This window comes from Nocardioides panzhihuensis (assembly GCF_013408335.1).
In the GTDB taxonomy this organism is placed as follows: domain Bacteria; phylum Actinomycetota; class Actinomycetes; order Propionibacteriales; family Nocardioidaceae; genus Nocardioides; species Nocardioides panzhihuensis.
In genome coordinates this window covers 2,394,673-2,419,775 of sequence record NZ_JACBZR010000001.1, presented here as the reverse complement: position 1 = coordinate 2,419,775, position 25,103 = coordinate 2,394,673, and the positions used below count along the sequence as shown (strand labels likewise).

Below are 25,103 nucleotides of genomic sequence, written 5' to 3'. Positions count from 1 at the left end.
AGTTACGTCAACTGCACTATTGGGCTAGGGTGAAGAAATGTCAGATGTCGACCTTCCTGAGCTTCCCGAGTGTGGTGTGTCGCGTTTCCTGATGCTGTTCGACGGTCCGTGGGCGACGCTCATCGTCCGGGAGCTCATGCATGGCCCGCACCGGTTCGGTGAGCTGCGAACCGCGCTTCCCGGGATCAGTGCCCATACGCTGACCAACCGACTGCGCCTTTTCGAGGCTCGCGGCATCGTGACCCGCACCGCGTATGCCGAGATCCCGCCGCGGGTGGTCTATGAGCTGACTCCGCTCGGCTGGCAGCTGCGTCCGGTGCTGGATGCGATGTACGAATGGGGGATCGCCGCACCTGTCTCAGCTTTGGTCTCCATGCCGGCTCAGGCGCCGGCGACCGACGAGGCCCATCGTTAGCCGGGTCTCTGTCAGTGCGTCCGGACCGAGACGAGCGCCGCGTTGCCGCGGGAGTCGACCTTCACCACCGCGATCGCATCGCCGCGGCCGACGTCGCCCTCGATCTCCTTGGCCCGATCCTGCGGGACGAAGAAGCTCTCGATGCCGCAGGCGAGCCGCGAGCCGTCGTCGTGGCACTTCAGGAACAGTCCCTCGGCAGGCGGGTCTACCGAGACGCTGGTCGCCTCCCAGACCTGGCCACGTCGTGCCAGCGAGGCGTACGCATCCCCGGTCTCGTGAGTCGTACGTTCGGTGATGTCGGTATAGGCGAGGTCGACATAGGCGCCACGGAACGGGTCGATCGGATCGACCGGGGCGACGCGGAGCCGGATCTCGTCGCCGGTGAGACGTGCGGAGAGCTGGCCGGCGACGGCGAGGCCGACCAGTCCGAGGTTGAGGAAGCAGACGAGCATCACCTTGGTACGAGCGTTCATGAGAGGGCCTCGCTGAGGTTGGCGGCCACGCCACGTCGGGCGCGGTCGAAGACGAATCCGGTGGCGAGCAGGAGCACTCCCAGCATCAGGAACAGGGTCGCGCCGGACATGATCGGCGCGAAGACCGCGAAGCTCTGCATGGTCGTGAAGACGACCAGCGCGCCGGTGGCGAGCACGACGAGCAGCGTATGGTCGCGCACGGAGCCGTCGATGGCGACCGCACCGGCAACGACGACGTAGACCGCGATGCTGACGAAGGCGGAGAGCCACGCCTCGCCCGAGACGGAGCCGAGGTCGCTCACCTGCGGGTCCCAGGCGACCAGTGCGAGTCCGATCGGCACGATGAGCGCCGAGGCCAGCACCTCCCACCGGGACCACCCTCGCGTACGCCCCACCGCGACGGCGGCGAGAAGCGCGGCGATCACCAGCGCCACGACGAGGGTCGGGCTCCACGCCAGCTCGCGGTCGCCGACCTGCGGGATGGCGGCGACGAAAAGGCCACCCAGGACGAGTACGCCGCCCGCGAGCCGCCATACCCGGGCGAACGCCTCCCGGCCTCGGTCGTGCAGTGCGGCTGTCGCAGTCGCGATCACGCCGCCGACCAGCACCGCGAAGACGCCGGCGAAGGTGCTCTCGCTGCTCGCCACCACCTGCCAGTCGAACCAGATCATCGTGGTCACGATGCCCACGACCAGCGGCGCCACGCCTGCGCTCGCGTAGGCGTAGAGAAGTGCCCCGAGCCCCCAGAGCCCGACCAGAGAGGGCTCGTAGGCCGGCACCTGGAGGCTCTGCGCCGCCTGGAAGATGACACCGCCGAAGCCGAGCGCCGCGATCCCGCGGAAAGCGCCGCGCAGCGGGCCCGGGAGCGTGGGCACTTCCGCGGCAGCGGTGAACGCGAGCCAGATGACGACGATCCCGGCGAACCGCACCAGCGGCGAGAGCGCGTCGAGGTTTGTCGCCACGAGCCACACCAGCCCGACACCCAGAAACGCGCCGCCGAGGTAGGAGATGACCCGCGTCAGCGAGCTGGTGTGGGAGGCGACGTACTGTGCCTTGATCCTCTCCGCGGTGTGCTCGGTGAGGAGGCCCTCGCCAACCCAGCGGGCGGTCTCGTCGTGCAGCCAGTCGAGCCGCTTCGGCGCGACTGGTCTTGCTCCTGTTTCCATATGACCATTGCAGCGGCTCGCGGGGCTCGGCGCGTGAGCATGGGTACTCAACTCGACGGCTCGTGCGATCGGGGAGACCGGGCGGGATGTATTCGGCTGCGGGTGCGGGGCCCGCGGGCTAGTGTTTGAGCGTTCGCGGGAGCGGGCCGGAGAATGGGGCGTCAGATGGCAGCGTGGTTGCTGATCCTGGTCGGAGCGGCGGCGCTCGTCGTCGTGGTCGACCCGAACAACGCCCCGGGCGTGCAAGCCGCAGCACACGGCCACGCCGAGCGAACCAACATTCAACACAACTCGGGGACCTCGGCCCCGGCATCTGATTCCTAAGGTTGATCGACGTGGCAGACGAGATGGCGCGCAAGGACATCGAGGCTGGGCTGGAGACCCGCCATGAGCTGGGGGACGCCTTCGACGCCGAGCTGGTCGCGGGCTTCGCCGACCGCATCGAGAAGACCGTCCAGGAGCGGGTGGGCGCCACCGCCTCGGCCCGCACCCTCGCCGAGCGCAACGAGTCGCGCACCTCGGTCTTCCAGTTCGTCCTGGGCGCCGGATCGGCCGTCGCCGGCATCCCGATCAGCATCACCCTCGGCGTCACCGACAACGTCGGCGCCCTGGTGATCTCCTGGGTGGGCCTCGTCGGCGTCAACGTCGCCCACGCGCTGCGTACGCGCAAACGCTGAGGCGAGATCACTCGGGAGCAACGGCCCGCCCGGCCGAGAGGTACCCCCACGGACGGGAGAGCGCCGGCCCCGGGAGGTAGGACTGCTCCAGCGCGTCGAGGGTGAAGCCTGCCGACTCGATCAGCCTCGGGATGTCGCGGGTGAGGTGGCAGCCGCCGAAGAGCCGCTGCTGGAGGCCGTCGAGGCGATGCTGCCAGCGGGCGACGGAGGCGTCGGGGGAGAGGCCGTGCTCGGCGAAGCCGATCGTGCCGCCGGGGCGCAGGACGCGGCGCAGCTCTGCGAGCGCGCCGGCGACGTCGGGGATGGTGCACAGCGAGAACGTGACCAGGCCCGTGTCCACCGACGCGTCCGCGAGGGGGAGCCGGGCGCCGTCGAGCCCGACCCTGCTCACCGGGACCGACGAGTCCGAACGTCGTGACGCCGAGAGCCGCCAGGCGACGTCGGAGGGCTCGACGGTGACGATCTCGGTGACGCCGGATGGATAGTGGCCGATGCTGCTCCCGCTGCCGAAGCCGATCTCGACGACCTGCCCGTGGAGCCCGGCGCAGGCCTTCTCACGAAGCGGGTCGAGCTGCTCGATCCCGCAGGTGCGGTCCACGATGTGCGGCACCACGCGCGTCTCCCACAGTCCTATGGGAGCTCACTCTTCCATCTCGCCGGTCCATTGGACCCCGAGGAGCAGCGTGCTCTCGGTCTCGGCGATCGTCGTGAACCCCAGGCGCTGGTAGAACCCGATCGCGCGGGTGTTGGCAGTGCTGACGCCGAGGTGGGCGCCGCGTACGCCCGCGACGTGGAAGGAGCCGAGCATCATCCCGATCAGCTCCTTGCCGACGCCCTGGCCCTGGGCGCGGGGGAGCAGGTTGATGTGGAGGTGGGCCGGGAACTCGCTCAACAGCTCGCCCGGCGTCCGCACCGGCCGGTGGATCAAGGAGCGGAGCCGGGCGTTCCAGTCGTTGGGGTCGTGGTCGGGTCCGGGGTCGGGGTTGACCACGCGCAGGGCGGGCCACCAGTCCTCCTCGCACTCCAGCTCGTAGGCACGGGTGAACGGGGTGCCGACGACGTATCCCACCACGCCCTCGGAGTCGACCGCGACGAAGCCGAGGCCGAGACGGAGCACGATGTATGGAGCCGCGTAGATGTTTCCCGGCAACCGAGGGTCGTCGTAGAACTCGGTGGCGTCCTCGCCCGAGGCGCCGGTCAGCAGACAGATCGAGAAGAGATCGTCGAGGTCGTCGGCGGTCGCCCGCCGGATCTCAGGAGTGCCCATGGTCCAACCTCACCATGACCCGCCTCGGCCGTCTCCGCCGCCTCCGCCACCACGTTCGGCGACGGTCTCGCCGGTGCGTTCCGAGACCGCGGCCGCGGCGAGCGGCCACAGCACCAGCATCGCGAGGACGGCCGTTCCGGCGCCGTACCACCAAGCGTAGCGTCTCACGTGCGGGATCCTCCTGGTTCCGTCCAGCCGAACAACTGCCGCCGACCTCAGCGCGGCGAGTGGATGCTCACGTGGCTTCACGCACCCGGCCGGTAGCCTTGCAGGCATGAGCGAGCGTCAGCGAGCGACAATCAATCTCATGCCGCCGCATCCGTACGATTTGCGGGTCCTGACGGAGGCGGCGGTATGAGCGTACGACGGGTGATGGGCACGGAGGTCGAATACGGAATTTCCGTGGCCGGACAGCCCCAGGCCAACCCGATGGTGGCGTCCTCGCAGGTCGTCAATGCGTACGCGACCTCGACTCTCAAGGCGAGAAGAGCGCGCTGGGACTTCGAGGAGGAGTCACCGCTGCGCGACGCGCGCGGCTTCGACATGTCGCGGCAGGTGGCCGACCCCAGCCAGCTCACCGACGAGGATCTCGGGCTGGCCAACGTCATCCTCACCAACGGCGCCCGGCTCTACGTCGACCACGCCCATCCGGAGTTCTCCTGCCCCGAGGTGACCAACCCCCTCGACGCGGTGCGCTGGGACAAGGCCGGTGAGCAGGTGATGCTGGACGCCTCCCGCGCGGCTGCGCGGCTGCCGGGCAACCCGCAGATCCACCTCTACAAGAACAACACCGACAACAAGGGCGTCTCCTACGGCGCGCACGAGAACTACCTCATGCGCAGGAGCACCGCGTTCGCCGACATCGTCAAGCATCTGATCCCGTTCTTCGTCTCCCGGCAGGTCTTCGCCGGCGCCGGGCGGGTCGGGATCGGCCAGGAGCGCCCCAAGCACGGCTTCCAGATCTCCCAGCGCGCCGACTTCTTCGAGGTCGAGGTCGGCTTGGAGACCACCCTCAAGCGGCCGATCATCAACACCCGCGACGAGCCCCACGCGGACCCGGAGAAATACCGCAGGCTCCACGTGATCCTCGGCGACGCCAACCTGGCCGAGGTCTCGACCTACCTCAAGGTCGGGAGTACGTCGCTGGTGCTCGCCATGATCGAGGACGGCTACATCACCCGCGATCTCAGTGTCGACGGGCCGGTCTCGGCACTCCGCGCGGTCTCCCACGACCCGACCCTGAAGACGCTGATCACCCTCAAGGACGGTCGCAAGCTGACCGGTGTCCAGCTGCAGATGGAGTATCTGGACCTGGCCAAGAAGTTCGTCGAGGAGCGCTACGGCTCGGATGCGGACTATCAGACGAAGAACGTCCTGGAGCGCTGGGAGTCGGTGCTCGACCGCCTCGAGCGCGACCCGATGGAGTGCGCCACCGAGCTCGACTGGGTGGCGAAGTACAAGCTCCTGCTCGGCTACCGCGATCGCGACTCCCTGGAGTGGGACGACCCCAAGCTCCACCTGATCGACCTGCAGTACGCCGACATCCGCCCCGAGAAGGGCCTCTACCAGCGGCTGGTCCGCTCCGGCCGGATCGAGCGCCTGCTCACCGACGACCTGGTGGAGAAGGCGATGCACGAGCCGCCGACCGACACGCGGGCCTACTTCCGCGGCCGCTGCCTGGAGAAGTACTCCGAGAACGTCGCCGCGGCCAGCTGGGACTCGGTCATCTTCGACCTGCCCGGTCGCGAGTCGCTGCAGCGGGTGCCGACGATCGACCCGTTGCGCGGCACCAAGAAGCACGTCGGTGGCCTGCTCGACTCCTCCGAGACCGCCCTCGATCTGTTCAACCGACTGACCGGTTCCTGACCCGTCGATCGCGACTCGTGCCACCTCACGGTCCAACCGACGACTTCTGCTTCCTCCCGTAGCGAAATCGGGCATTGTTTCCTCAGGTTTGTCGGTGCGAGTGGATAGGTTGAAGACATGGCACAGGAGCAGAAGCAGCCGAAGAAGTCCTCCGAGACGGAGGAGTCCGTCGAGACCGCGCCCGAGACCGATGTGAATGAGCGCAGGGAAGCGCTCGACTCCGACGTCGACGACATCCTGGACGAGATCGACGACGTCCTGGAGACCAACGCCGAGGACTTCGTGAAGTCCTTCATCCAGAAGGGCGGACAGTAGTAGATGTCGGAATCCCGTATCCCGGCCGCCTTCATGACGCCGGGCACCTCGTCCTTTGCCGATTTCTTGACGGCGCAGTCCCCAGAGCTGCTCCCGCGACACGACGGTGTTCCGGGCAACCTGAGCGACATCGCGCCGCACGGCACCACGATCGTCGCGGCCACCTTCCCCGGCGGTGTGATCATCGCCGGTGACCGGCGGGCCACGCAGGGCAACCTGATCGCCGAGCGCGACATGCGCAAGGTCTTCCCGTCCGATGAATACTCCGCGGTCGGCATCGCCGGCTCCGCGGGGATCGCGGTCGAGCTGGTCAAGCTCTTCCAGACCGAGCTCGAGCACTACGAGAAGATCGAGGGCACCACGCTCTCGATCGAGGGCAAGGCGAGCCGGCTCTCCGCTCTGGTCCGCGGCAACCTCGCGATGGCGATGCAGGGCCTTGTCGTCGTGCCTCTCTTCGTCGGCTTCGACCCTGACGCCGAGAAGGGGAGGATCTATGGGTACGACCCGACCGGCGGCCGCTTCGAGCAGACCGGATACACCGGCGTCGGATCGGGATCGCTGTTCGCCAAGGGCTCGCTCAAGAAGCTCTACCGGCCCGACCTCGACGAGGCCGGCCTGGTCGCCGTCCTGATCCAGGCCCTCTACGACGCGGCCGACGACGACTCGGCCACCGGTGGCCCGGATCTGTCACGCCGACTGTTCCCCCTGGTCCACGTGATCACCGCCGACGGCGGGCGCACGCTGCCCGACGCCGAGGTCGCGGCCGTGGCCGAGAACGTCATCGCCGGGAGGCTCCAGCGGCCCGACGGTCCCATCGCCGAGCTGGAGGCCAAGTGAGCGAGCGTAGCGAGCGAACAATTCAACACCGCCATGAGCCAGTCTCTTCGGCGGCACGAGCGAAGCGAGGCCGTCGATGAGCACACCCTTCTATGTGAGCCCTGAGCAGCTGATGCGCGACCGCGCGGACTTCGCGCGCAAGGGCATCGCCCGGGGCCGGGCCCTGGTCTCGCTGCAGTACGCCGACGGCATCGTCTTCGCCTCCGAGAACCCTTCGGCCGCGCTGCACAAGGTGAGCGAGATCTATGACCGGATCGCCTTCGCAGCGGTCGGTCGCTACAACGAGTTCGAGAACCTCCGCATCGCCGGCGTGCGGCTGGCCGACATGCGCGGCTACGCCTACGACCGGCGTGACGTCACCGGCCGCGGACTCGCCAACGCCTACGCCCAGACCCTCGGCACGATCTTCTCCTCCGGTGGAGAGAAGCCCTACGAGGTTGAGCTCTTCGTCGGCGAGATCGGCGACTCCGCCGAGGACGACCAGCTCTACCGGCTCACCTACGACGGCCAGGTCGTCGACGAGCACGGTTTCGCCGCCATCGGCGGTGCCGCCGAGTCCGTCGGGGGCTACCTCAAGGAGCGCTACACCCAGGGCGCCACGCTCGAGGACGCCATCAGGCTGGCTGTCGCCGCGCTGGGCCACACCGACACCGACGATCGTGAGATCGCCGCCAAGGACCTCGAGGTCGCGGTCCTCGACCGCAACCGCACCCAGCCGCGGAAGTTCCGCAGGATCCGGCCGGCGACGCTCGTCGAGATCCTCAGCTCGGTGACCACGAAGCCGCAGGTCGAGGAGGCGAAGCCGGCCGCTGTCGAGGCGCCCGCCGAGAAGACCGTCGAGAAGGCCGGCGAGAACGCTGGCGACAAGTCTGCCGAGAAGCCGGTCGCAGACTCGCCCCTGGCGCCACCCGCCGAGGACGACGGCGAGCCGCCGATCGCCCCGCCGCTCGACTGAGCCCAGAAGCCGGGGAGTCTCAGACGCACCGGGTGCGCCTGAGACTCCCCGGCTTCGCTCCGTGTCCGATCTAGGGCCTAGGCCAGACCGGCGACGGCGACCAGGATCAGCACCACCCCGGCGACCGCCGGTGCGGCGAGGCGCTCGCCGAGGACCGCTGCGGCAGCCACTGAGGCGGCGACCGGCTCCATCAGGCTGGCCACGGTGGCCGCGCTGCTGCGCGTGGTGCGCAGCCCGGCGTAGAGCAGGCCGTACGCCAGCGCCATCGTCGCCACGCCCAGGTAGACCAGCCACGCCCACACCGTCACCGAGGACGAGCCGAGCGGCCCGCCGCCGAGCAGCGCCAACGGGGTTAGGAAGACGGCCCCGACGCCGGTCGCACCGGCGGTCACCAACAGTGGGCTGCGCTGCTGAACGAGCGGGCGCCCGATCGCAGTGGTGAGCGCGTACGCAGATCCGGACGCGATCGCGAGCAGGATCCCGGTCACCGGCCGGTCGCCGCCGGCGCCGCTGCCGGCGTACGCCGAGGCCAGGACCAGCCCGGTCAACGCCGTCGCCAGCACCACGAGCTGCCGACCGGTCGGCCGCTGACGTGACGCGATGGCCTCGCCGGCCAGCAGGAGCGCCGGAGCGATCCCGAGGCTGACGACGGTGGACACGGTCACTCCGACGGCGACCACGGAGGCGAAGTAGAGCGCTTGGTAGAGACCGGTCGCGACACCGACGACCACCGTGCGGAGGTCGAGGCGAAGGTCGCTCAAGCGGCCGATGACGGCAAGGACGGCGAGCAGCACGACCGCGGCGATCAGCATGCGGTAGGCGCTCACCGTGAGCACCGACATCGGCGTGATCGCGCGGACGATCTGGAGGACGAGGCCGCCGGTGCCCCATAGGACCCCGGCGAGACAGATCTGAACGAGCCCGAGACGGGCGGAGAGAGAGGACATCGAAGAGGTGCTCCAGGTTCGAGAAGACGACAGGGCAGCGTCTGGAGCACGCCAAAGAGAGCCGATCCGCGCTCTCAGCGGCAGATCGGCGAGGCCGCTCCGGTCAGGCGACCGGCGGCGGAAGCAGGCCGAGGTGCTTCGAAGTCATGGCTCGAAGTGTGGCACACGCCCGAGACCCGGACCCTCCTGTCTCGGTGCGACGCCCTGTGTCAGCCGATCCGGTCCGTGAGCGAGACGACGATGCCCTCGGGGCCGCGCACGTACGCCATCCGCACGGTGTCCTCGTAGACGCCGACGCCTCCGACGAGGCCATAGCCGTCCGCAGCCACCCGCTCGAGGACCACGTCCAGGTCGTCGACCTCGAAGCAGACGTTGCGCAGACCCAGCTCGTTGGCCATCGCCTCGGGCGAGCCGGGCACGTGGTCGGGGCGTACGAACCGGGCCAGCTCGAGCGCGGTCTCGCCGCCCGGCGGTCGTAGCATCACGATCTCGCAGCGCGAGTCCGGGATCCCGCAGACGGTGTCGATGAACTCGCCCTCGACGAGACCACGTCCCTCGATCTCCAGGCCCAGGCCGACGAAGAACTCCGCGGCCCGCTCGATGTCGGCGACGGTGATACCGATGTGGTCGAACCGCAACTGATGTGTCATGACTGCCATCCTCGTCCAGTGCTCAAAGTGCTCAGTCCCTTGACCGGAGCTTTCGAGAGGAGACGAGGCCGGCGAGCCGATCTCTACATGGTGGACGCTGCGAATGTCGCCAGCTGTGGTCAGTGGCTGCTGAGCCGGCCGGTGAGCCGTTCGTGGCGATCGGCGCTGGACCGGTTCAGGCCGATGATGCGTACGGACTTGTTCTTGGTCTCGTACTTGTGGGTGATCGCGTCGAGCGCGGCGACCGTCGAGGCATCCCAGATGTGGGAGTCGGAGAGGTCGATGACGATGTCGTCGGGGTCCTCGGCGTACTCGAACTGGGTGTAGAGGTCGTTGCTGGAGGCGAAGAAGAGCTCACCGGTGACCCGGTAGACGGCGGTGACCCGGCCGTCGGCGCTCTCGACCAGCTTGCGGTCGGTCTCGGTCAGGTGGGCGACCCGGCGGGCGAAGAGCGTCATCGCGACCAGGACGCCGACGCCGACACCGATGGCGAGGTTGTGGGTCGCGACGGTGACCACGACGGTCGTGACCATCACCGCCGTCTCCGAGCGCGGCATCCGGCGCAGCGTGGCCGGGCGGATCGAGTGCCAGTCGAAGGTGCCGACCGAGACCATGATCATCACCGCGACCAGGGCCGCCATCGGGATCAGCGCCACGATGTCGCCGAACCCGACGACGAGGATGAGCAGGAAGACACCGGCGAGGAAGGTGGACAGACGGGTCCGTGCCCCGGAGACCTTCACGTTGATCATCGTCTGGCCGATCATCGCGCAGCCGCCCATGCCGCCGAAGAAGCCGGTGACGATGTTCGCGATGCCCTGGCCGCGTGCCTCGCGGGTCTTGTCGGAGTGGGTGTCGGTGATGTCGTCGACGAGCTTGGCCGTCATCAGCGACTCGAGCAGCCCCACCAGGGCCAGGCCGACGGCGTACGGCGCGATGATCTGCAGCGTCTCGAGAGTGAGAGGTACGTCGGGCATGAACCAGCTCGGCAGGCTGTCGGGCAGCTTGCCCTCGTCGCCGACGTTGGGCACGTTGATCGCGCCGACGACGGTGAAGGCGGTGAGCGCGACGATGGCGACCAGCGGCGCCGGGACCACCTTGTTGATCCGTGGGAAGCCGACGATGACGGCGATGCCGACGGCGATCATCGGGTAGACCAGCCAGGGGACGTCGACCATGTGGGCGATCTGCGCCTCGAAGATGAGGATCGCGAGGGCGTTGACGAAGCCGACCATCACCGAGCGCGGGATGAACCGCATCAGCCTGGCCACGCCGACCAGCGCCAGCACGACCTGGATCAGCCCGCCCAGCAGCACGGTCGCGATCAGGTAGTCGTAGCCGTGGTCGCGCATCACCGGTGCGATCACCAGCGCGACCGCGCCGGTGGCCGCCGAGATCATCGCCGGCCGTCCACCGAGGAACGAGATCGCGACGGCCATGGTGAACGACGCGAACAGCCCGACCCGCGGGTCGACCCCGGCGATGATCGAGAACGAGATCGCCTCCGGGATCAGCGCGAGCGCGACGACGAGGCCGGCCAGCACCTCCGTACGCAGCAGTCGCGGCGATCGCAGCGCGGCTCGCACGGTGGGCTCGCTCGGCGATGAGGCGGGCAGGGTCGAAGGCACTGAGAGGGGTCCGATCGGTCGGGACTGGCAGGATGGACGCGACAGAAAGACCGTACCCTCACGGGACGTGAGAGTTGGCGTCGCCGACGCTGTGAGAAAGGGCACCATGACGCGCAGGGCAGCTCCGGAGGGAGCCATGCAGATCGGTGAGGTGGCGACACGCACCGAACTCTCGCTGCGCAGCCTTCGGCACTGGGAGGAGGTCGGCCTGCTGAAGCCGTCGGGTCGCAGCGAGGGCGGCTTCCGGCTCTACACCGAGGAGGACGTCGAGAAGATCCTGGTGATCCGGCGGATGAAGCCGCTCGGCTTCAGCCTCGAGCAGATGAAGGCGGCCATGGCCGACATCGAGACCCTGCGCGCCTCCGATCCCGAGATCGCGGGGCCGGCAGCGGCCCCCGAGGCGCGTGAGCGGCTCGTCGAGCTGCGGGTCGAGGCAGGCGTACGCCGCCAGAAGCTCGAGCAGCAGCTCGCCATGGCCGACGAGTTCATCGCGATCCTGCAGCGTGAGGTGCGCTGACGTTCCGGAGGGTGGTCCACCCGCCGTGTCGTAGCGCTGAACGGCTTCGGGGCGACCGTCGACCGTCTAGGGTTTCAGTATGGACAGGCGCATCTTCGGCATCGAGAACGAGTACGGCGTGACCTGCACGTTCCGCGGCCAGCGGCGGCTGAGCCCGGACGAGGTGGCCCGCTACCTCTTCCGCAAGGTGGTGAGCTGGGGGCGCAGCTCGAACGTGTTCCTCAGGAACGGCGCGAGGCTCTATCTCGACGTCGGCTCCCACCCCGAGTACGCCACGCCCGAGTGTGACGACGTGACCTCGGTCGTCACCCACGACAAGGCGGGGGAGCGGATCCTGGAGGGGCTGCTCCTCGATGCCGAGCAGCGGCTGCACGACGAGGGCATCGCCGGCGACATCTATCTCTTCAAGAACAACACCGACTCGGCCGGCAACTCCTACGGGTGCCACGAGAACTACATGGTCAGCCGGGCGGGGGAGTTCTCCAAGCTCGCCGACGTGCTCATCCCGTTCCTGGTGACCCGCCAGCTCATCGTCGGCGCCGGCAAGGTCACCCACACCCCGCGCGGGGCCGGGTTCGCGGTCTCGCAACGTGCCGAGCACATCTGGGAGGGCGTCTCCAGTGCGACCACCCGCTCCCGACCGATCATCAACACGCGCGACGAGCCGCACGCGGATGCCGAGAAGTACCGGCGACTCCATGTCATCGTCGGTGACTCGAACATGTCCGAGACCACCACGATGCTCAAGATCGCGAGCTGCCACCTGGTGCTGCGGATGATCGAGGAGGGCGTCGTCATGCGTGACATGACGATGGAGAACCCGATCCGGGCCATCCGCGAGATCGCCCACGACCTGACCGGCCGTCGCAAGGTGCGGCTGGCCAACGGTCGCGAGGCCAGCGCCCTCGACATCCAGAACGAGTACCTGAGCAAGGCGCGTGAGTTCGTCGACCGCCGTGAGATCACCGACCCGACCATGCTCGCCGCCCTCGATCTGTGGGAGCGCGGGCTGAAGGCGATCGAGTCTGACGACCTGTCCTTGGTCGACCGCGAGATCGACTGGGTGATCAAGTGGAAGCTGATCGATCGATACCGCGCCAAGCACGGCCTTCCGCTGGGCCATGCGCGGGTCGCCCAGCTCGACCTCGCCTACCACGACATCCACCGCAACCGCGGCCTCTACTACCTGCTGGAGAAGAAGGGTGCGGTCAAGCGGGCCACCACGGACCTGAAGATCTTCGAGGCCAAGTCCGTGCCCCCGCAGACCACCCGCGCGCGGCTGCGCGGTGAGTTCATCAAGAAGGCCCAGGAGCGCCGCCGCGACTTCACCGTCGACTGGGTCCACCTCAAGCTCAACGACCAGGCCCAGCGCACCGTGCTCTGCAAGGACCCGCTGAAGGCCTACGACGAGCGGGTCCAGCGGCTCATCGACGGCATGTAAAGCACCAAGCGGCAGCAAACGCTGTGGGGTGGCTTCGCCGCGAGGCAACCACCGTACGGATATGGTGTGCTCCGCTGTCGTCTACCTACTTCACGTCACGAAGGTTTGCACTGTGCCCACTGCTCCTCGGCCTCGTCTGCGCCACGCGCTGAGCGCGCTGGCCGTCACCATGCTCATCCCGGCTCTGGTCGCCTGCGGCGGCGAGGAGAAGAAGGGGTACGGCGATGAGACCGTCTCCGGCTTCAACGGGGCCACGGTCTCGGCCGCGGTCGACAAGGAACCCACGCTGAAGTGGAAGTCCCCGATCGCCTACCCCAAGGACCCCAAGGTCAAGACCCTGACCGAGGGCGATGGCGAGGCTGTCCCGGAGGACCGCGGCGTGTTCGCCAAGATCTACATCGGCAACGCGACCACCCTGGACAAGGAGTGGGCCTACAAGAGCCAGGCCCCCGAGGGCGAGGAGCTCCCGGCGGAGAAGCCGTGGAGCACCATCCTGGACGGCGCCAAGGTCGGCGACCGGATCGAGGCGATCGTGGGCTCGGCCGACCTGCTCGGCGAGGGCGGCAACCCGCAGATGGGCATCGGCAACCACGACACGCTCCTGGTCGTCGTCGACGTGGTCAAGGCCGCCGCCGACAAGACACCGCACGACGTGGACGCCTCCGAGCTCCCGAAGGTCGTCGAGAAGAACGGCAAGCCGACCGGCTTCGACTTCACCGGGATCGCCAAGCCGAAGTCCGACGACGTGCTCAAGCGGGCCATCGTCACCGAAGGCGACGGTGAGGAGATCACCACGGACCAGACGGTCACGGCCAACTACCTCGGCATGACCTACGGCGCGAAGAAGCCCTTCGACGAGAGCTTCAGCAAGGAGGCCGTACCGTTCGCCCTCAACCAGGTCGTCCCGGGCTGGACCAACGGCCTGGAGGGCGTCAAGGTCGGCAGTCGTGTTCTCCTGCAGATCCCGCCGGAGCTGGGCTACGGTGCAGAGGAGAAGCCGGGTCAGGGTGGCACGCCGGGGATCCCGGCCAACAGCACGCTCTACTTCGTCATCGACGTCATCAAGGCCGACGACACCCCGGCGCAGCAGTAGTTGAGTCTCTAGGGGGAGAACCACACCGTGGCGGCGGGTAAGACCGAGCGGTTGATGAACCTGCTCATCATGCTGCTGGTGCAGCGTGACAACGTGTCGAAGGAGCGGATCCGCGAGGTCCTCTACCCGTCGTCGCACGGTGAGGCGTTCGAGAAGATGTTCGAGCGCGACAAGGAAGAGCTGCGCAGCCTCGGTGTGCCGATCGAGACCGGGGTGATCGACTCCTTCTTCGAGGACGAGGTCGGCTACCGGGTCAGTCCCGAGCAGTTCGCGCTGCCGCCGATCACCCTCGAGGCCGACGAGCTCGCCGTGGTCGCTCTGGCGTCCAAGGTCTGGGAGAACGCCTCGATGGCGGAGGCGACCACGCAGGCCGTACGCAAGCTCAACGCGGCCGGGTTCGAGACCGATGTCTCGGCGCTGGAGATCGTGCAGCCGCGGCTGGCCGCGGAGGAGGGCTCCTTCGAGGTCTTCGTGGCCGCGACCCAGGACCGGCAGGTCGTCGAGTTCGACTACCGCGGGTCGCGCGCCACCGAGCCGTCCCACCGGCGGCTGCAGCCGTGGGGAGTGGTGCGCTACTCGGGCCGTTGGTACGCGGTCGGTCACGACGTCGACCGCGACGACACCCGCATCTTTCGGCTCTCCCGCGTTCTGGGGGAGGCTCGGGCGGTCGGCGAGTTCGATGCCTTCGAGGTGCCGCCAGAGGTGGACGTACGCGATATCGCACGGACCCTGGCGCCGGCACCGCCGACGGGGAAGGCCGTCCTGCTGCTGCGTCAGGGGAGCGGCTACACCCTCCGGAGGGCTGCCGACTCCACCGAGACTGGGGTGACCGGGCCCGATGGCAGCGACGACTGGGACCGGGTCGTGCTGACCCGGGTCCCCGCCGACCTGGTCGGTGCGGTGCTGGGGCACGGCCCCGGCGCCTACGTCGAGGAGCCCGAGGCCCTGCGCCGCGAGGTCGCCGCCCGGCTGGAGCGACTGGTGGCACGGCTGGACGGAGCGGCCCCGTGAGCGGGCGGGTGAACCGGGCGAGCGCGTCCGGTGCCAAGGGACAGGTGGGACGGCTGCTGACGCTGGTGCCCTACCTCTACTCCCAGGACGTCGACGTACGCCTCGACAAGGCTGCCGCCGACCTCGGTGTCGAGGAGAAGCAGCTGGTCAAGGACCTGCAGGTGCTCTTCATGTGCGGCCTGCCCGGTGGCTACCCCGACGACCTGATCGACGTCGACATCGACGCGCTGACCGAGCCCGACGGTGACCGGGTCATCCGGATCTCCAACGCCGACTATCTCGACCGTCAGCTGCGGCTGACCCCGATCGAGGCCACCGCCGTGATCGTGGCCCTGCGGGCGCTGCGGGGCGGGGCGGTGAGTGCGGAGACCAAGGAGGTCGTCGACCGCACGCTGGCCAAGCTCGAGCAGGCAGCCGCCGAAGGCGCCGCGGGGAGCGTCGACCCCGGCGAGGAGCCGGTCGACACCTCGCTCGTCCAGATCCACGCCGCGATCGCGACCGCGATCGACCAGGACCGGCAGATGCGCCTCGACTACTGGGTGCCGGCGCGGGACGAGGAGTCGTCGCGGATCGTCGACCCCCGGGCGCTGGTCTCGATCCGGGAGATCGAGTATCTCGACGCCTGGTGCCACACCGCCGGTGCGCCGCGGAGCTTCCGTCTCGACCGGATCCGGGGTGCCGAGGTGCTCGAGACCCCAGTGGTCACCGACCCCGAGGACGGTGCGAGTGCCGAGGACGCGGCCGGACTGCTGGAGCGTACGGACTCCGGCACGGTCGTCCGGGTGCGGCTGGCTCCCGAGGCCCGCTGGGTCGGTGAGTACTATTCGGTCCTCGACCCGGTCGAGCTGTCCGGTGGCCGGCTCGAGGTGGGGCTGCGGGTCTACGACCAGCGCTGGCTCACCCGATTGCTGCTCCGGCTGGCGCCCTACGCTGAGCTCGTTGACGAGCAAACGTTCACCGAATCGTTTGTCGCGTCTGCACGGCAGGCACTCGGCCTGTACCGTTCGGACGCGTAGACTTCTGACGTTCCCCCCTAGACGTAGATGAGGTAGTTCATGTTCACTCCATTGATCGGTATGCCGCAGGGAGCCGAGTGGCTCATCATCCTGGCGATCGTCATCCTCGTCTTCGGTGCCGCCAAGCTTCCCGAGCTCGCCCGCGGCACCGGCCAGGCGCTGCGGATCTTCAAGACCGAGACCAAGGGTCTCCGTGACGAGGACGAGAAGGAGAAGGGCGACAAGGCCGAGAAGCCGGCCGAGCTGACCGCCTCCGAGCAGGAGCGCATCGCCGAGCTCGAGCGACGTGAGGCCGAGATCAAGGCCGAGCGCGAGCGCCTCTCCGGCAACTGAGGCCGAAATTGTCCATCGCCGGTGTTGTCGCGATCTTCCGCGGCACCCCCAAGCACGCCATCGGCGACGACGGCCGGATGGCGCTCTCCGACCACCTGCGTGAGCTTCGCGCGCGGGTGATCAAGGCTGCCCTGGCTCTGATCGTCGGCTTCATCGTCTCGCTGTTCTTCTTCGAGCAGCTCTTCGGCCTCGTCATGGAGCCCTATCTCAAGGCCGTCGAGATGATGGACACGGACAGCGGGGCCGAGTCGCTCAGCTCCGTCAACGGGGCCGCGGGCGGCTTCATGCTCTACCTGAAGCTGTGCGGCCTGGCCGCCTTCATCGGCACCAGCCCGATCTGGCTCTACCAGATCTGGGCGTTCCTGATGCCGGGTCTGCACGCCCACGAGAAGAAGATGTCGCGGATCTTCGTGGCGGTCGCCAGTCCACTCTTCCTGGTCGGTGTCCTGCTCGGCTACGTCACCTTGCCCAAGGGCCTGGAGATCCTGTTCGGCTTCATCCCCGACGGGCTGACCAACATCGTCGAGTTCAGCGACTACCTCAGCTTTCTGAGCCGTACGCTGCTGGTCTTCGGCATCGCGTTCGAGATCCCGGTCTTCGTGATCATGCTCAACCGCATCGGGGTGCTGCCCGGTGCCGCGCTGGCGAAGTACCGAGCCTGGATCATCGTCGGCTCCTTCGTCTTCGCGGCCATCGCGACCCCGTCCGGTGACCCGTTCACGATGACGATCATGGCCGGCCCGATGGTCGTCCTCTTCGGGGTCTCCGAGGTCATCGCCCGGGCCCACGACAGACGGAAGGCCAACAAGCGCAAGGACATGATCGGGGATCCCGACGTCCCATCGGTGATCTAGGACCGTGGCCGTCGTCGAGGCGACGGCTGCGCGTTGTCCAGCGTGCGCCCTGGCGGCGTTGCCACCGCTCGAAAGACAACCCCGGTCTTCCTTCGCGGCGGCGCCTTGCCAGGACACACGCTGGACAACGCTCGCTCGCCGCCTCGACGACGGCCACGGTCCACTAGTCTTCACCCGTGACGCGCCAGATCGCCCTGCTTGCCAACCCGACCGCCGGCCGTGGCACCGCCGACCAGATCCTCGCCGCGGTCACCGACCGACTCTCGGCATCCGGGGCCCTGGTCGAGCACCTGATCGGTGACGACGCCGAACACGCTCTCGAGCTGACCCGGAAGGCGGCTGCCGAGGGCGTGGACACGGTGGTGAGCCTGGGAGGCGACGGCATGGTCCATGTCGCCGTCCAGGCGCTGGCCGAGACCGAGGTCAGCCTCGGAGTGGTCCCGCTCGGCACCGGCAACGACTTCGCGCGGGCGCTCGGGATCCCGACCGGTGATCCCTTGGCCGCAGCCGATGTCGTCGTGGGCGACCACGTCCGTCGTATCGACCTGGGGCGCAGCGACGACACCTGGTTCGCCACGGTCCTGGCGGCCGGGTTCGACGCGGCGGTCAACGAGCGGGCCAACGCGATGAGGTGGCCGCACGGCGACCTTCGCTACACCCTCGCTGCGCTGTCGGTGATCCGCGGCTGGAAGCCGGTGCCCTACCGGCTCGAGATCGATGGGGCCGTGCGCCAGCAGGAGGCCATGCTGCTGGCGATCGCCAACACCGAGTCCTACGGCGGTGGTCTCCGGATCGCGGCGGACTGCGATCCGTCCGACGGGCTGCTGGACGCCATCCTCATCAAGCCGGTCTCACGACTGGAGTTCCTGCGCGTCTTCCCGGGCGTACGCCAGGCCAAGCACCTCACCCACCCGGCCTTCGAGCGCATCCGCGCCCGCCGGATCACGGTCTCCGCGCCCGGCGTGATCGCCTACAGCGACGGAGAGCCTCTCGGGCCGCTGCCGCTCGAGGTCGAGTGCGTCCCGTCCGCTCTCGGCGTACTTGTGCCGCCGCGCTCCTGACTGTCGGCACCGGTCGATAGGCTCGGAGCATGGACGCCTCGCCAGCGGAGAAGTACGCCGCTTTCCAGCGTGACAAGGACTACCCCGTCTTCCGGGACTTTGCCGCGCTCTACGACTTCGGGCTCGACGACTTCCAGGCCGCGGCGTGCCGGGAGATCGAGGAGGGCAAGGGCGTCCTGGTCGCCGCGCCGACCGGTTCGGGCAAGACGATCGTCGGCGAGTTCGCCATCCACATGGCGCTCGCCAGCGGCCGCAAGGCGTTCTACACCACGCCGATCAAGGCGCTCTCCAACCAGAAGTACAACGACCTGGTCAAGCGCTACGGCGCCGACAAGGTCGGCCTGCTGACCGGCGACAACGTCGTCAACGGTGAGGCCCCGGTCGTGGTGATGACCACCGAGGTGCTGCGCAACATGCTCTACGCGGGCTCGCAGACCCTGATGGGGCTCGGGTTCGTGGTCATGGACGAGGTCCACTACCTCGCCGACCGCTCCCGCGGCGCGGTCTGGGAGGAGGTCATCATCCACCTGCCGGAGTCGGTCTCGGTCGTCTCGCTGAGTGCGACCGTCTCCAACGCGGAGGAGTTCGGCGAGTGGCTCACCACGGTGCGTGGCGAGACCACCACCATCATCGAGGAGAAGCGGCCGGTCCCGCTCTACCAGCACGTGATGGCGGGACGCCGGATCATGGATCTGTTCGCCTCCTCCGACGTCGACGCGGCCGCCGGCTTCGTCAAGGAGGGCGCCCCGGTCAACGGCGAGCTGATGAAGCTGGCTCGCGACGACTGGGCTGCCGGACGGATGACGGACCGGCGTACGCCCAGGGACAAGCGCAAGGGCCGTGACTCTTCTGGGGGCAACCGGCGCGTGGGCAACGGACGACGCGTCTGGATCCCGAGCCGGGTCGAGGTCATCGCCGCGCTGGAGCGCGACAACCTGCTGCCGGCGATCAACTTCGTCTTCTCCCGGGTCGGCTGCGACGCCGCGGTCCAGCAGTGCATCCAGGCCAACCTGCGGCTGACCACGCCGGACGAGCGAGACGAGATCTTCGAGTACGTCGAGGAGGCCTGCGCGGATCTGCCCGACGAGGACCGCCACGTCCTCGGCTACCACGACTGGGTCGACGGGCTCACCCGTGGCGTCGCCGCCCACCACGCCGGGCTGCTGCCGGCCTTCAAGCAGGTCGTCGAGGAGCTGTTCCTGCGGGGGCTGGTGAAGGCCGTCTTCGCCACCGAGACGCTCGCGCTGGGCATCAACATGCCGGCCCGCACGGTGGTCATCGAGAAGCTCTCGAAGTGGAACGGCGAGGCCCACGTCAATCTCTCGCCGGGGGAGTACACCCAGCTCGTCGGCCGGGCCGGACGCCGCGGCCTCGACGTCGAGGGCCACGGCGTCGTGCTGTGGCAGCAAGGGCTGAACCCGCGCGAGCTCGCCGGGCTGGCCTCGACACGTACGTATCCGCTGCGGTCGAGCTTCAGGCCGTCGTACAACATGGCGGTCAACCTCGTTCACCAGTTCGGTCGGGCGCGCTCGCGCGAGCTGCTGGAGCAGTCGTTCGCCCAGTTCCAGGCCGACAAGGCGGTCGTCGGACTGGCCCGCCAGGTGCGCAAGGCCGAGGACGCCCTGACGGGCTACCAGGAGGCCGCGACCTGCGAGAAGGGCGACTTCATGGAGTACGCCGCGATCCGCCGGAAGATCTCCGACGTCGAGAAGTCCTCCCATCGTGAGCGGCGGGCCGACCGTCGCGACGAGATCATCGAGTCGCTCTCGAAGCTGAAGATCGGCGACGTCATCGACGTGCCGACGGGCAAGTTCGCCGGCTACGCGGTCGTCCTCGACCCGGGCTTCGACCCGGACGGGCCGCGCCCCTACGTCATCACCCAGGACCGACAGGCCCGCCGCCTGGCGATGATGGACTTCAACGTGCCGATCGTCGCCCAGACCCGGCTGCGGGTGCCGAAGTCGTTCAACGGCCGCAACCCGCAGATGCGCCGCGACATGGCCTCCCGGCTGCGGGAGAAGACCCTCGACCTGCGACCGGTGGCCTACGAGGGGACGCCGACGGCCCGAAAGGAGCGCAAGAGCTCGGTGGAGACCCAGATCTCCGAGCTTCGGCGGGAGCTGAAGATGCACCCCTGCCACGACTGCCCCGACCGCGAGGACCACGCCCGCTGGGCCGAGCGCTGGTTCAAGCTCTCTCGTGACACCGACACGCTGCGACGCCGGGTGGAGTCGCGTACGAACACGGTTGCGCGGACCTTCGACCGGGTCTGCGACGTGCTGGTCGCTCTCGACTACCTCGAGGGCGAGACGGTCACCGAGCGCGGGACCCACCTGATGCGCCTCTACTCCGAGATGGATCTGGTCGCCGCCGAGGCGCTGCGCGATGGCCTGTGGGACGACCTGACGCCCGCCGAGCTCGCTGCCGCCCTCTCGGTGCTGGTCTACGAGGCCCGCCGAGCCGACGACGCCACCCCGCCCCGCCTCCCCGGCGGCCGGGTCAAGGACGTCATCGCCGAGACCGTGCGTCTGTGGGGCCAGCTCGATGCCCTGGAGCGCGACCACAAGCTCGACTTCCTGCGCCAGCCCGACCTCGGCTTCGCCTGGGCGGCCTATCGCTGGGCCGAGGGCGACGAGCTCGACGACGTCCTCGGCGAGGTCGATCTCGCCGCCGGAGACTTCGTCCGCTGGGTCAAGCAGCTGATCGACCTGTGCGGCCAGGTCGCCGACGCCGCCGGTGACATCCCCCTCCGCCGCACGGCCCGCCAGACCATGGACCTCCTCAAGCGGGGTGTCGTCGCCTACTCCTCGGTCGTCGAGTAACCCGCCGGCCCGCTGGTCGAGCCGCCGGAGCCGCTAGGCGGAGGCGTGTCGAGACCAACACAGTCCCCTGCCGCGCTCGATGGGACTGTGTTGGTCTCGACACGCTCGGCCGCAGGCGGCCTCGCGGCTCGACCAGCGGGCTGATCAAAGCCTCGCGGTTCGACCAGCAGGGCCGGTCAATATGATGGTCGGGTGGATGTCTCTCCTTACGATGCCTTGCTGTTCGTCTCCTTCGGGGGCCCGGAGAAGTCCGAGGACGTGGTGCCGTTCCTGGAGAACGTCACGCGCGGGCGAGGGATCCCGCGGGAACGGCTGGTCGAGGTGGGGCAGCACTACTTCGACCGGGGTGGGAAGTCGCCGATCAACGACCAGAACCGGGCCTTCCTGGCTGCGCTCCGCGGCGACCTGGCCGAGCACGGGATCGACCTGCCGGTCTACTGGGGCAACCGCAACTGGGACCCCTACCTGAGCGACACGGTCGCGCAGATGCGGGCCGACGGGATCGAGCGTGCCGCTGTCTTCGCGACCAGCGCCTACTCCTCTTACTCCTCGTGTCGGCAGTACCGCGAGAACCTCTTCGAGGCGTGCGACAAGTCCGGTGGTGTCGAGGGGGCGCCGGTGCTGGACAAGCTGAGGCGCTACTACAACCACCCGGGCTTCGTCGCGCCGGTCGTCGACGGCGTGCTCGCCTCTCTCGAAGACCTGCCCGAGGACGTACGCGATGGTGCGCGGATCCTCTTCGTGACCCACTCGATCCCGACCTCGATGAACGACAACGCCGGCCCCGAGGGCAACGCGTACGTCGCCCAGCACCTCGACGTCGCCGCGGTGATCGCCGACGAGGTGGCGCAGCGTCGCGGGGTGACCCACGAGTGGGACCTCGTCTACTGCAGCCGCTCCGGCGCGCCGCACATCCCGTGGCTCGAGCCGGACGTGAACGACCATCTCGAGGAGCTGGCGGGCAAGGCTCCCGAAGATGGCGGGGGCAGTGCCGTGGTGATGTGCCCGGTGGGGTTCGTCTCCGACCACATGGAGGTCGTCTACGACCTCGACACCGAGGCCATGGCGACCGCCGAGCGGCTCGGGATCGAGGCGCGGCGCAGCCCGACCGCGGGTGAGGACCCGCGCTTCGTGGCGACCGTACGTGACCTCCTCCTCGAGCGCGCCGCAGCCGAGCGCGGCGAGGCCGCTGAGCGGCGTACGGTCGGCGACCTGGGACCGGGTCCGGACCGCTGTCCTGCGGGCTGCTGCTTCAACCAGCGCTCCCAGCTGCCGACCCTGTCCGGGGAGGACTCGCCCCAGTACTCCGGGTGATCACCCGCGGCATAGGGTCGGCCCCATGACAGACCGTCCAGAGCCGTCCCCGCCCGCATCGCAGTGCCCAGTTCCCAAGGCCGGAGACCTGCTCGCGCTCGCCGTGACGACCGCCCGCGCTGCGGCGGACCTCGTGCGTGAGCGAGCCGCCGGCGTAATCGAGGTGGCTGCCACCAAGTCGACCGCGACCGACGTCGTCACCCAGGCGGACCGCGACACCGAGGCGCTGATCAGGCGGCTGATCTCCCAGGAGCGTCCGAAGGACGCCTTCTTCGGAGAGGAGGGTGAGGAGACGTCGGGCACCAGCGGTGTCCGCTGGATCGTCGACCCGATCGACGGCACCGTCAACTTCCTCTACGGCCTGCCCGGCTACGCGGTCTCGATCGCCGCGGAGTACGCCGGCGAGGTGGTCGCCGGGGTGGTCGTCGACGTGCCCCGCGGAACCCTCTACGCCGCCTTCCGTCAGCCTGACGGATCGGCCGCCGCGGTCAAGGATGGCGAGCCCATGGCCGTACGCCGGCCCGCGGAGCTCGCCCAGCGGCTCATCGCCACCGGCTTCTCGTACGACGCCGAGCTCCGCCGGATCCAGGCCGAGGCACTGGTGCGGTTCCTCCCGGTCGTACGTGACGTTCGTCGCATCGGCTCGGCAGCCCTGGACATCTGCGGGGTGGCCGATGGCACCCTCGACGGCTACCTGGAGGAGGGGCTGCATCTGTGGGACCACGCCGCGGCGGGCCTGGTGGCCGAGGCGGCGGGAGCGCGCTGGGAGGCGACGACCGGGGCGGGCGGTCGCCGGTTCGTCCTCGTCGCACCCGCGCACGGCTACGACGAGCTGCGGAAAGCGGCTGTTCAGGCCGGTTTTCTGCCAGTTGAGTCGCTCCCGGGTGTCGTACCCGGCTGAATGCCGCCGGTTGATGTAGATCTATGACCGGCCGACGGCCGGGACGGTCCCGGAGCTCCGTCGGTCATGACCGCGTTCACCCACCCGAAGGTCACTGCTCACCTACCCCCGTGATAGGGAATACCCGCAGGTGACAGAACGTTTCGGCGACGCGGAACCCGGCAGAGTGTGCGAAATGCACGTGGATGGTGCACAATCACGGGCCGTGCCGCTGCCCTCGGGGGCGCGCGGGGGGACTGAAGATGAGTGAGAAGGGGAGTGGCGCAAATGGCGACGGACTACGACGCACCGCGTAAGAATGAAGAGGACCAGTCCGAGGAGAGCATCGAAGAGCTCAAGGCTCGTCGTCACGACAAGAACTCGGGCAAGGTCGATGAGGACGAGGCTGAGGCGGCAGAGTCGTTCGAGCTCCCTGGAGCCGACCTCAGCCACGAGGAGCTCGCGGTCGAGGTGAAGCCGAAGCAGGAGGACGAGTTCACGTGTATGAGCTGCTTCCTGGTCCACCACCGCAGCCAGCTGGCTGACGAGAAGAAGATGATCTGCTTTGACTGTGCGTAGCACAGTCAAAGACGCCGAGTCGGCGCATTTGTACAGCATGCGCTAGCAAGCGTTTTGTACGAACGAGCCGACTCGGCTGAAAGCCCGGCGCAAGCCAGGTTGAGAAACGAAGGCCGCACGGAATTCTCCGTACGGCCTTCGTTCTATCTCATGCTCTGCTGATTCAGGACTGGTCCTTCTCCAGCTGCTTGGGCAACCGGCCGACCGATTTCACGTAGTAGTTGGCCGCGCGCCGCTGAGCGAACATCCGCACGAGCGCGACGGTCGCCCCGGTGACAGCCGACCAGATCACAGCATCCACGAGGCGTACGTCGGGATCTGCGGGGTTGGCCGGCGGTTTGCGCCCGGTGGACGCCTGCCAGCCTGAGGAGAGGACCTTGCTGGTGATCTTGGCGGCACCGAGCCCGCTGACGAGAGCCATGACCGCCCAGATCTTGTCGCCCTGCTGTGCCTTTTTGCCATGGGCGTTGTTGGACTTGGACATGCCTCGAGCCTAGGCCATGCGCGCGGGGATGGCGCTCACAGACTCGCGCGGAGCGCGTTGACCGACTTGGCGAGCGCTACCGGGTGGCGGGTGAACAGCAGCCAGTAGGGCGCCGGGTCGGCCGGGTCCTCGATGGTGATCCGCACCGCGCGCTTGAGGTAGGGACGCAGCAGCAGGTACGCCCTGGCGTCGGCGTCGCGGCCCGCCAGGTGATGTGCCTCGGTCTCGTCGAGAGCGACGGCCTCGCCGAGGAAACCAGCCTCGATCCGCGCGGGCCCGGCGCGCAGGACGCCGTCCGCGACGGTGATCCTGGCGTTGCCGTAGACGATCATGGCCAGTGCGAACAGACCGACGGTCGCCGCGGTGATGCCCCAGGCGAGCGCGGGTGGGACCCACAAGATGACCGCGATCCACAGGGTTGCCAGGAACATGACGCCCTGGACCCACCACCTCAGCGGTACGGTCAGTCGCTCGTCGTACGCGGAGGTGCTCACGAATCGTG

The 25,103-nt window shown here is 68.6% G+C and carries 28 protein-coding genes; 18 read left to right on the top strand and 10 right to left on the bottom strand.

Features of this window, described 5'->3' with window-relative positions:
- Positions 1-37 precede the first annotated feature (37 nt).
- A complete protein-coding gene (locus BJ988_RS11540; RefSeq protein ID WP_179658121.1) occupies positions 38-415 on the top strand; it encodes a winged helix-turn-helix transcriptional regulator in 378 nt (125 codons plus the stop codon).
- A gap of 11 nt (positions 416-426) precedes the next feature.
- On the opposite strand, the gene BJ988_RS11535 is transcribed toward BJ988_RS11540, so the two are convergent.
- Both BJ988_RS11535 and BJ988_RS11530 read right to left on the bottom strand, forming a co-directional pair.
- Complete coding sequence (locus BJ988_RS11535) at positions 427-888, bottom strand: GDYXXLXY domain-containing protein (protein ID WP_179658120.1); 462 nt, start codon at positions 886-888, stop codon at positions 427-429.
- Positions 885-2,054 carry a DUF2157 domain-containing protein gene (locus tag BJ988_RS11530; RefSeq protein ID WP_179658119.1) on the bottom strand — a complete coding sequence of 390 codons (1,170 nt, stop codon included), beginning with the start codon at positions 2,052-2,054 and terminating at the stop codon, positions 885-887. The genes BJ988_RS11535 and BJ988_RS11530 overlap by 4 nt, the downstream gene beginning before the upstream one ends.
- A 335-nt stretch (positions 2,055-2,389) precedes the next feature.
- Between BJ988_RS11530 and BJ988_RS11525 the strand changes: the two genes are divergently transcribed.
- Positions 2,390-2,731 (top strand): hypothetical protein, encoded by a 342-nt coding sequence (locus BJ988_RS11525; RefSeq protein WP_179658118.1) that lies wholly within the window; start codon positions 2,390-2,392, stop codon positions 2,729-2,731.
- Between the two features lie 7 nt (positions 2,732-2,738).
- Here the strand turns inward: BJ988_RS11525 and BJ988_RS11520 are convergent, their stop codons facing one another.
- The 3 genes from BJ988_RS11520 to BJ988_RS11510 are packed head-to-tail and all read right to left on the bottom strand — an operon-like array spanning position 2,739 to position 4,166.
- Entirely contained in the window at positions 2,739-3,344 is a 606-nt protein-coding gene (locus tag BJ988_RS11520) for a class I SAM-dependent methyltransferase (RefSeq protein WP_343051575.1), read from the bottom strand.
- 27 nt (positions 3,345-3,371) lie between these two features.
- A complete protein-coding gene (locus BJ988_RS11515) occupies positions 3,372-3,998 on the bottom strand; it encodes a GNAT family N-acetyltransferase (protein ID WP_179658117.1) in 627 nt (208 codons plus the stop codon).
- Between the two features lie 9 nt (positions 3,999-4,007).
- Positions 4,008-4,166 (bottom strand): hypothetical protein, encoded by a 159-nt coding sequence (locus BJ988_RS11510; RefSeq protein ID WP_179658116.1) that lies wholly within the window; start codon positions 4,164-4,166, stop codon positions 4,008-4,010.
- A gap of 186 nt (positions 4,167-4,352) precedes the next feature.
- Here BJ988_RS11510 and dop point away from each other — a divergent pair, with 186 nt between their 5' ends.
- The 4 genes from dop (at position 4,353) to prcA (ending at position 7,971) form a co-directional block, all read left to right on the top strand.
- Positions 4,353-5,864 carry a depupylase/deamidase Dop gene (dop, locus tag BJ988_RS11505; RefSeq protein ID WP_179658115.1) on the top strand — a complete coding sequence of 504 codons (1,512 nt, stop codon included), beginning with the start codon at positions 4,353-4,355 and terminating at the stop codon, positions 5,862-5,864.
- Between the two features lie 117 nt (positions 5,865-5,981).
- On the top strand, positions 5,982-6,179 hold the full coding sequence (locus BJ988_RS11500; RefSeq protein WP_179658114.1) for a ubiquitin-like protein Pup: 198 nt from the start codon (positions 5,982-5,984) through the stop codon (positions 6,177-6,179).
- A gap of 3 nt (positions 6,180-6,182) precedes the next feature.
- Positions 6,183-7,016: a proteasome subunit beta gene (gene prcB, locus BJ988_RS11495; protein ID WP_179658113.1), complete on the top strand. Its 834-nt coding sequence runs from the start codon at positions 6,183-6,185 to the stop codon at positions 7,014-7,016.
- A 76-nt stretch (positions 7,017-7,092) separates the two neighbouring features.
- Positions 7,093-7,971, top strand: coding sequence for a proteasome subunit alpha (gene prcA / locus BJ988_RS11490; RefSeq protein WP_179658112.1), 879 nt, complete (start codon positions 7,093-7,095; stop codon positions 7,969-7,971).
- A gap of 77 nt (positions 7,972-8,048) precedes the next feature.
- Here the strand turns inward: prcA and BJ988_RS11485 are convergent, their stop codons facing one another.
- The 3 genes from BJ988_RS11485 to BJ988_RS11475 all read right to left on the bottom strand — a co-directional run bounded on the left by BJ988_RS11485 (position 8,049) and on the right by BJ988_RS11475 (position 11,196).
- Positions 8,049-8,918, bottom strand: a complete 870-nt coding sequence (locus BJ988_RS11485) for a DMT family transporter (RefSeq protein WP_179658111.1) — start codon at positions 8,916-8,918, stop codon at positions 8,049-8,051.
- Between the two features lie 209 nt (positions 8,919-9,127).
- On the bottom strand, positions 9,128-9,568 hold the full coding sequence (locus BJ988_RS11480) for a VOC family protein (protein ID WP_179658110.1): 441 nt from the start codon (positions 9,566-9,568) through the stop codon (positions 9,128-9,130).
- A gap of 119 nt (positions 9,569-9,687) precedes the next feature.
- Positions 9,688-11,196: a SulP family inorganic anion transporter gene (locus BJ988_RS11475; RefSeq protein WP_425490838.1), complete on the bottom strand. Its 1,509-nt coding sequence runs from the start codon at positions 11,194-11,196 to the stop codon at positions 9,688-9,690.
- Positions 11,197-11,302: 106 nt separating this feature from the next.
- Here BJ988_RS11475 and BJ988_RS11470 point away from each other — a divergent pair, with 106 nt between their 5' ends.
- From BJ988_RS11470 to BJ988_RS11415, 12 genes are all read left to right on the top strand, one after another.
- Complete coding sequence (locus tag BJ988_RS11470) at positions 11,303-11,713, top strand: MerR family transcriptional regulator (RefSeq protein ID WP_179658108.1); 411 nt, start codon at positions 11,303-11,305, stop codon at positions 11,711-11,713.
- Positions 11,714-11,792: 79 nt separating this feature from the next.
- On the top strand, positions 11,793-13,154 hold the full coding sequence (gene pafA, locus BJ988_RS11465) for a Pup--protein ligase (protein ID WP_179658107.1): 1,362 nt from the start codon (positions 11,793-11,795) through the stop codon (positions 13,152-13,154).
- 112 nt (positions 13,155-13,266) lie between these two features.
- Entirely contained in the window at positions 13,267-14,247 is a 981-nt protein-coding gene (locus BJ988_RS31330; protein WP_179658106.1) for an FKBP-type peptidyl-prolyl cis-trans isomerase, read from the top strand.
- A gap of 54 nt (positions 14,248-14,301) precedes the next feature.
- The gene (locus BJ988_RS11455; protein ID WP_218860775.1) at positions 14,302-15,258 is read left to right on the top strand and encodes a helix-turn-helix transcriptional regulator; all 957 of its coding nucleotides are present in this window, start codon (positions 14,302-14,304) and stop codon (positions 15,256-15,258) included.
- Positions 15,255-16,274: a helix-turn-helix transcriptional regulator gene (locus BJ988_RS11450; RefSeq protein WP_343051573.1), complete on the top strand. Its 1,020-nt coding sequence runs from the start codon at positions 15,255-15,257 to the stop codon at positions 16,272-16,274. The genes BJ988_RS11455 and BJ988_RS11450 overlap by 4 nt, the downstream gene beginning before the upstream one ends.
- A 39-nt stretch (positions 16,275-16,313) precedes the next feature.
- Positions 16,314-16,607: a twin-arginine translocase TatA/TatE family subunit gene (gene tatA, locus BJ988_RS11445; RefSeq protein WP_141804833.1), complete on the top strand. Its 294-nt coding sequence runs from the start codon at positions 16,314-16,316 to the stop codon at positions 16,605-16,607.
- A gap of 8 nt (positions 16,608-16,615) precedes the next feature.
- A complete protein-coding gene (gene tatC, locus BJ988_RS11440; RefSeq protein WP_179658104.1) occupies positions 16,616-17,461 on the top strand; it encodes a twin-arginine translocase subunit TatC in 846 nt (281 codons plus the stop codon).
- A gap of 176 nt (positions 17,462-17,637) precedes the next feature.
- The gene (locus tag BJ988_RS11435; protein ID WP_179658103.1) at positions 17,638-18,522 is read left to right on the top strand and encodes a YegS/Rv2252/BmrU family lipid kinase; all 885 of its coding nucleotides are present in this window, start codon (positions 17,638-17,640) and stop codon (positions 18,520-18,522) included.
- A 29-nt stretch (positions 18,523-18,551) separates the two neighbouring features.
- Entirely contained in the window at positions 18,552-21,344 is a 2,793-nt protein-coding gene (locus tag BJ988_RS11430) for a DEAD/DEAH box helicase (protein WP_179658102.1), read from the top strand.
- Positions 21,345-21,536: 192 nt separating this feature from the next.
- Entirely contained in the window at positions 21,537-22,658 is a 1,122-nt protein-coding gene (locus tag BJ988_RS11425) for a ferrochelatase (protein WP_179658101.1), read from the top strand.
- A gap of 25 nt (positions 22,659-22,683) precedes the next feature.
- A complete protein-coding gene (locus tag BJ988_RS11420; protein ID WP_179658100.1) occupies positions 22,684-23,559 on the top strand; it encodes an inositol monophosphatase family protein in 876 nt (291 codons plus the stop codon).
- A gap of 267 nt (positions 23,560-23,826) precedes the next feature.
- A complete protein-coding gene (locus tag BJ988_RS11415) occupies positions 23,827-24,117 on the top strand; it encodes a DUF4193 domain-containing protein (RefSeq protein WP_040755057.1) in 291 nt (96 codons plus the stop codon).
- 163 nt (positions 24,118-24,280) lie between these two features.
- On the opposite strand, the gene BJ988_RS11410 is transcribed toward BJ988_RS11415, so the two are convergent.
- On the bottom strand, positions 24,281-24,601 hold the full coding sequence (locus BJ988_RS11410) for a DUF4235 domain-containing protein (protein WP_179658099.1): 321 nt from the start codon (positions 24,599-24,601) through the stop codon (positions 24,281-24,283).
- 35 nt (positions 24,602-24,636) lie between these two features.
- Entirely contained in the window at positions 24,637-25,095 is a 459-nt protein-coding gene (locus BJ988_RS11405) for a DUF3093 family protein (RefSeq protein ID WP_179658098.1), read from the bottom strand.
- Between the last annotated feature and the right edge of the window lie 8 nt (positions 25,096-25,103).

Excerpts from the sequence above, each read along its gene's own strand:
- BJ988_RS11540 (WP_179658121.1), top strand. The coding sequence starts at position 38 with ATGTCAGATGTCGACCTTCCTGAGCTTCCCGAGTGTGGTGTGTCGCGT.
- BJ988_RS11535 (WP_179658120.1), bottom strand. The coding sequence starts at position 888 with ATGAACGCTCGTACCAAGGTGATGCTCGTCTGCTTCCTCAACCTCGGA.
- BJ988_RS11530 (WP_179658119.1), bottom strand. The coding sequence starts at position 2,054 with ATGGAAACAGGAGCAAGACCAGTCGCGCCGAAGCGGCTCGACTGGCTG.
- BJ988_RS11515 (WP_179658117.1), bottom strand. The coding sequence starts at position 3,998 with ATGGGCACTCCTGAGATCCGGCGGGCGACCGCCGACGACCTCGACGAT.
- dop (WP_179658115.1), top strand. The coding sequence starts at position 4,353 with ATGAGCGTACGACGGGTGATGGGCACGGAGGTCGAATACGGAATTTCC.
- BJ988_RS11500 (WP_179658114.1), top strand. The coding sequence starts at position 5,982 with ATGGCACAGGAGCAGAAGCAGCCGAAGAAGTCCTCCGAGACGGAGGAG.
- prcB (WP_179658113.1), top strand. The coding sequence starts at position 6,183 with ATGTCGGAATCCCGTATCCCGGCCGCCTTCATGACGCCGGGCACCTCG.
- prcA (WP_179658112.1), top strand. The coding sequence starts at position 7,093 with ATGAGCACACCCTTCTATGTGAGCCCTGAGCAGCTGATGCGCGACCGC.
- BJ988_RS11485 (WP_179658111.1), bottom strand. The coding sequence starts at position 8,918 with ATGTCCTCTCTCTCCGCCCGTCTCGGGCTCGTTCAGATCTGTCTCGCC.
- BJ988_RS11480 (WP_179658110.1), bottom strand. The coding sequence starts at position 9,568 with ATGACACATCAGTTGCGGTTCGACCACATCGGTATCACCGTCGCCGAC.
- BJ988_RS11470 (WP_179658108.1), top strand. The coding sequence starts at position 11,303 with ATGACGCGCAGGGCAGCTCCGGAGGGAGCCATGCAGATCGGTGAGGTG.
- pafA (WP_179658107.1), top strand. The coding sequence starts at position 11,793 with ATGGACAGGCGCATCTTCGGCATCGAGAACGAGTACGGCGTGACCTGC.
- BJ988_RS11455 (WP_218860775.1), top strand. The coding sequence starts at position 14,302 with ATGAACCTGCTCATCATGCTGCTGGTGCAGCGTGACAACGTGTCGAAG.
- tatA (WP_141804833.1), top strand. The coding sequence starts at position 16,314 with ATGTTCACTCCATTGATCGGTATGCCGCAGGGAGCCGAGTGGCTCATC.
- BJ988_RS11430 (WP_179658102.1), top strand. The coding sequence starts at position 18,552 with ATGGACGCCTCGCCAGCGGAGAAGTACGCCGCTTTCCAGCGTGACAAG.
- BJ988_RS11420 (WP_179658100.1), top strand. The coding sequence starts at position 22,684 with ATGACAGACCGTCCAGAGCCGTCCCCGCCCGCATCGCAGTGCCCAGTT.
- BJ988_RS11415 (WP_040755057.1), top strand. The coding sequence starts at position 23,827 with ATGGCGACGGACTACGACGCACCGCGTAAGAATGAAGAGGACCAGTCC.
- BJ988_RS11410 (WP_179658099.1), bottom strand. The coding sequence starts at position 24,601 with ATGTCCAAGTCCAACAACGCCCATGGCAAAAAGGCACAGCAGGGCGAC.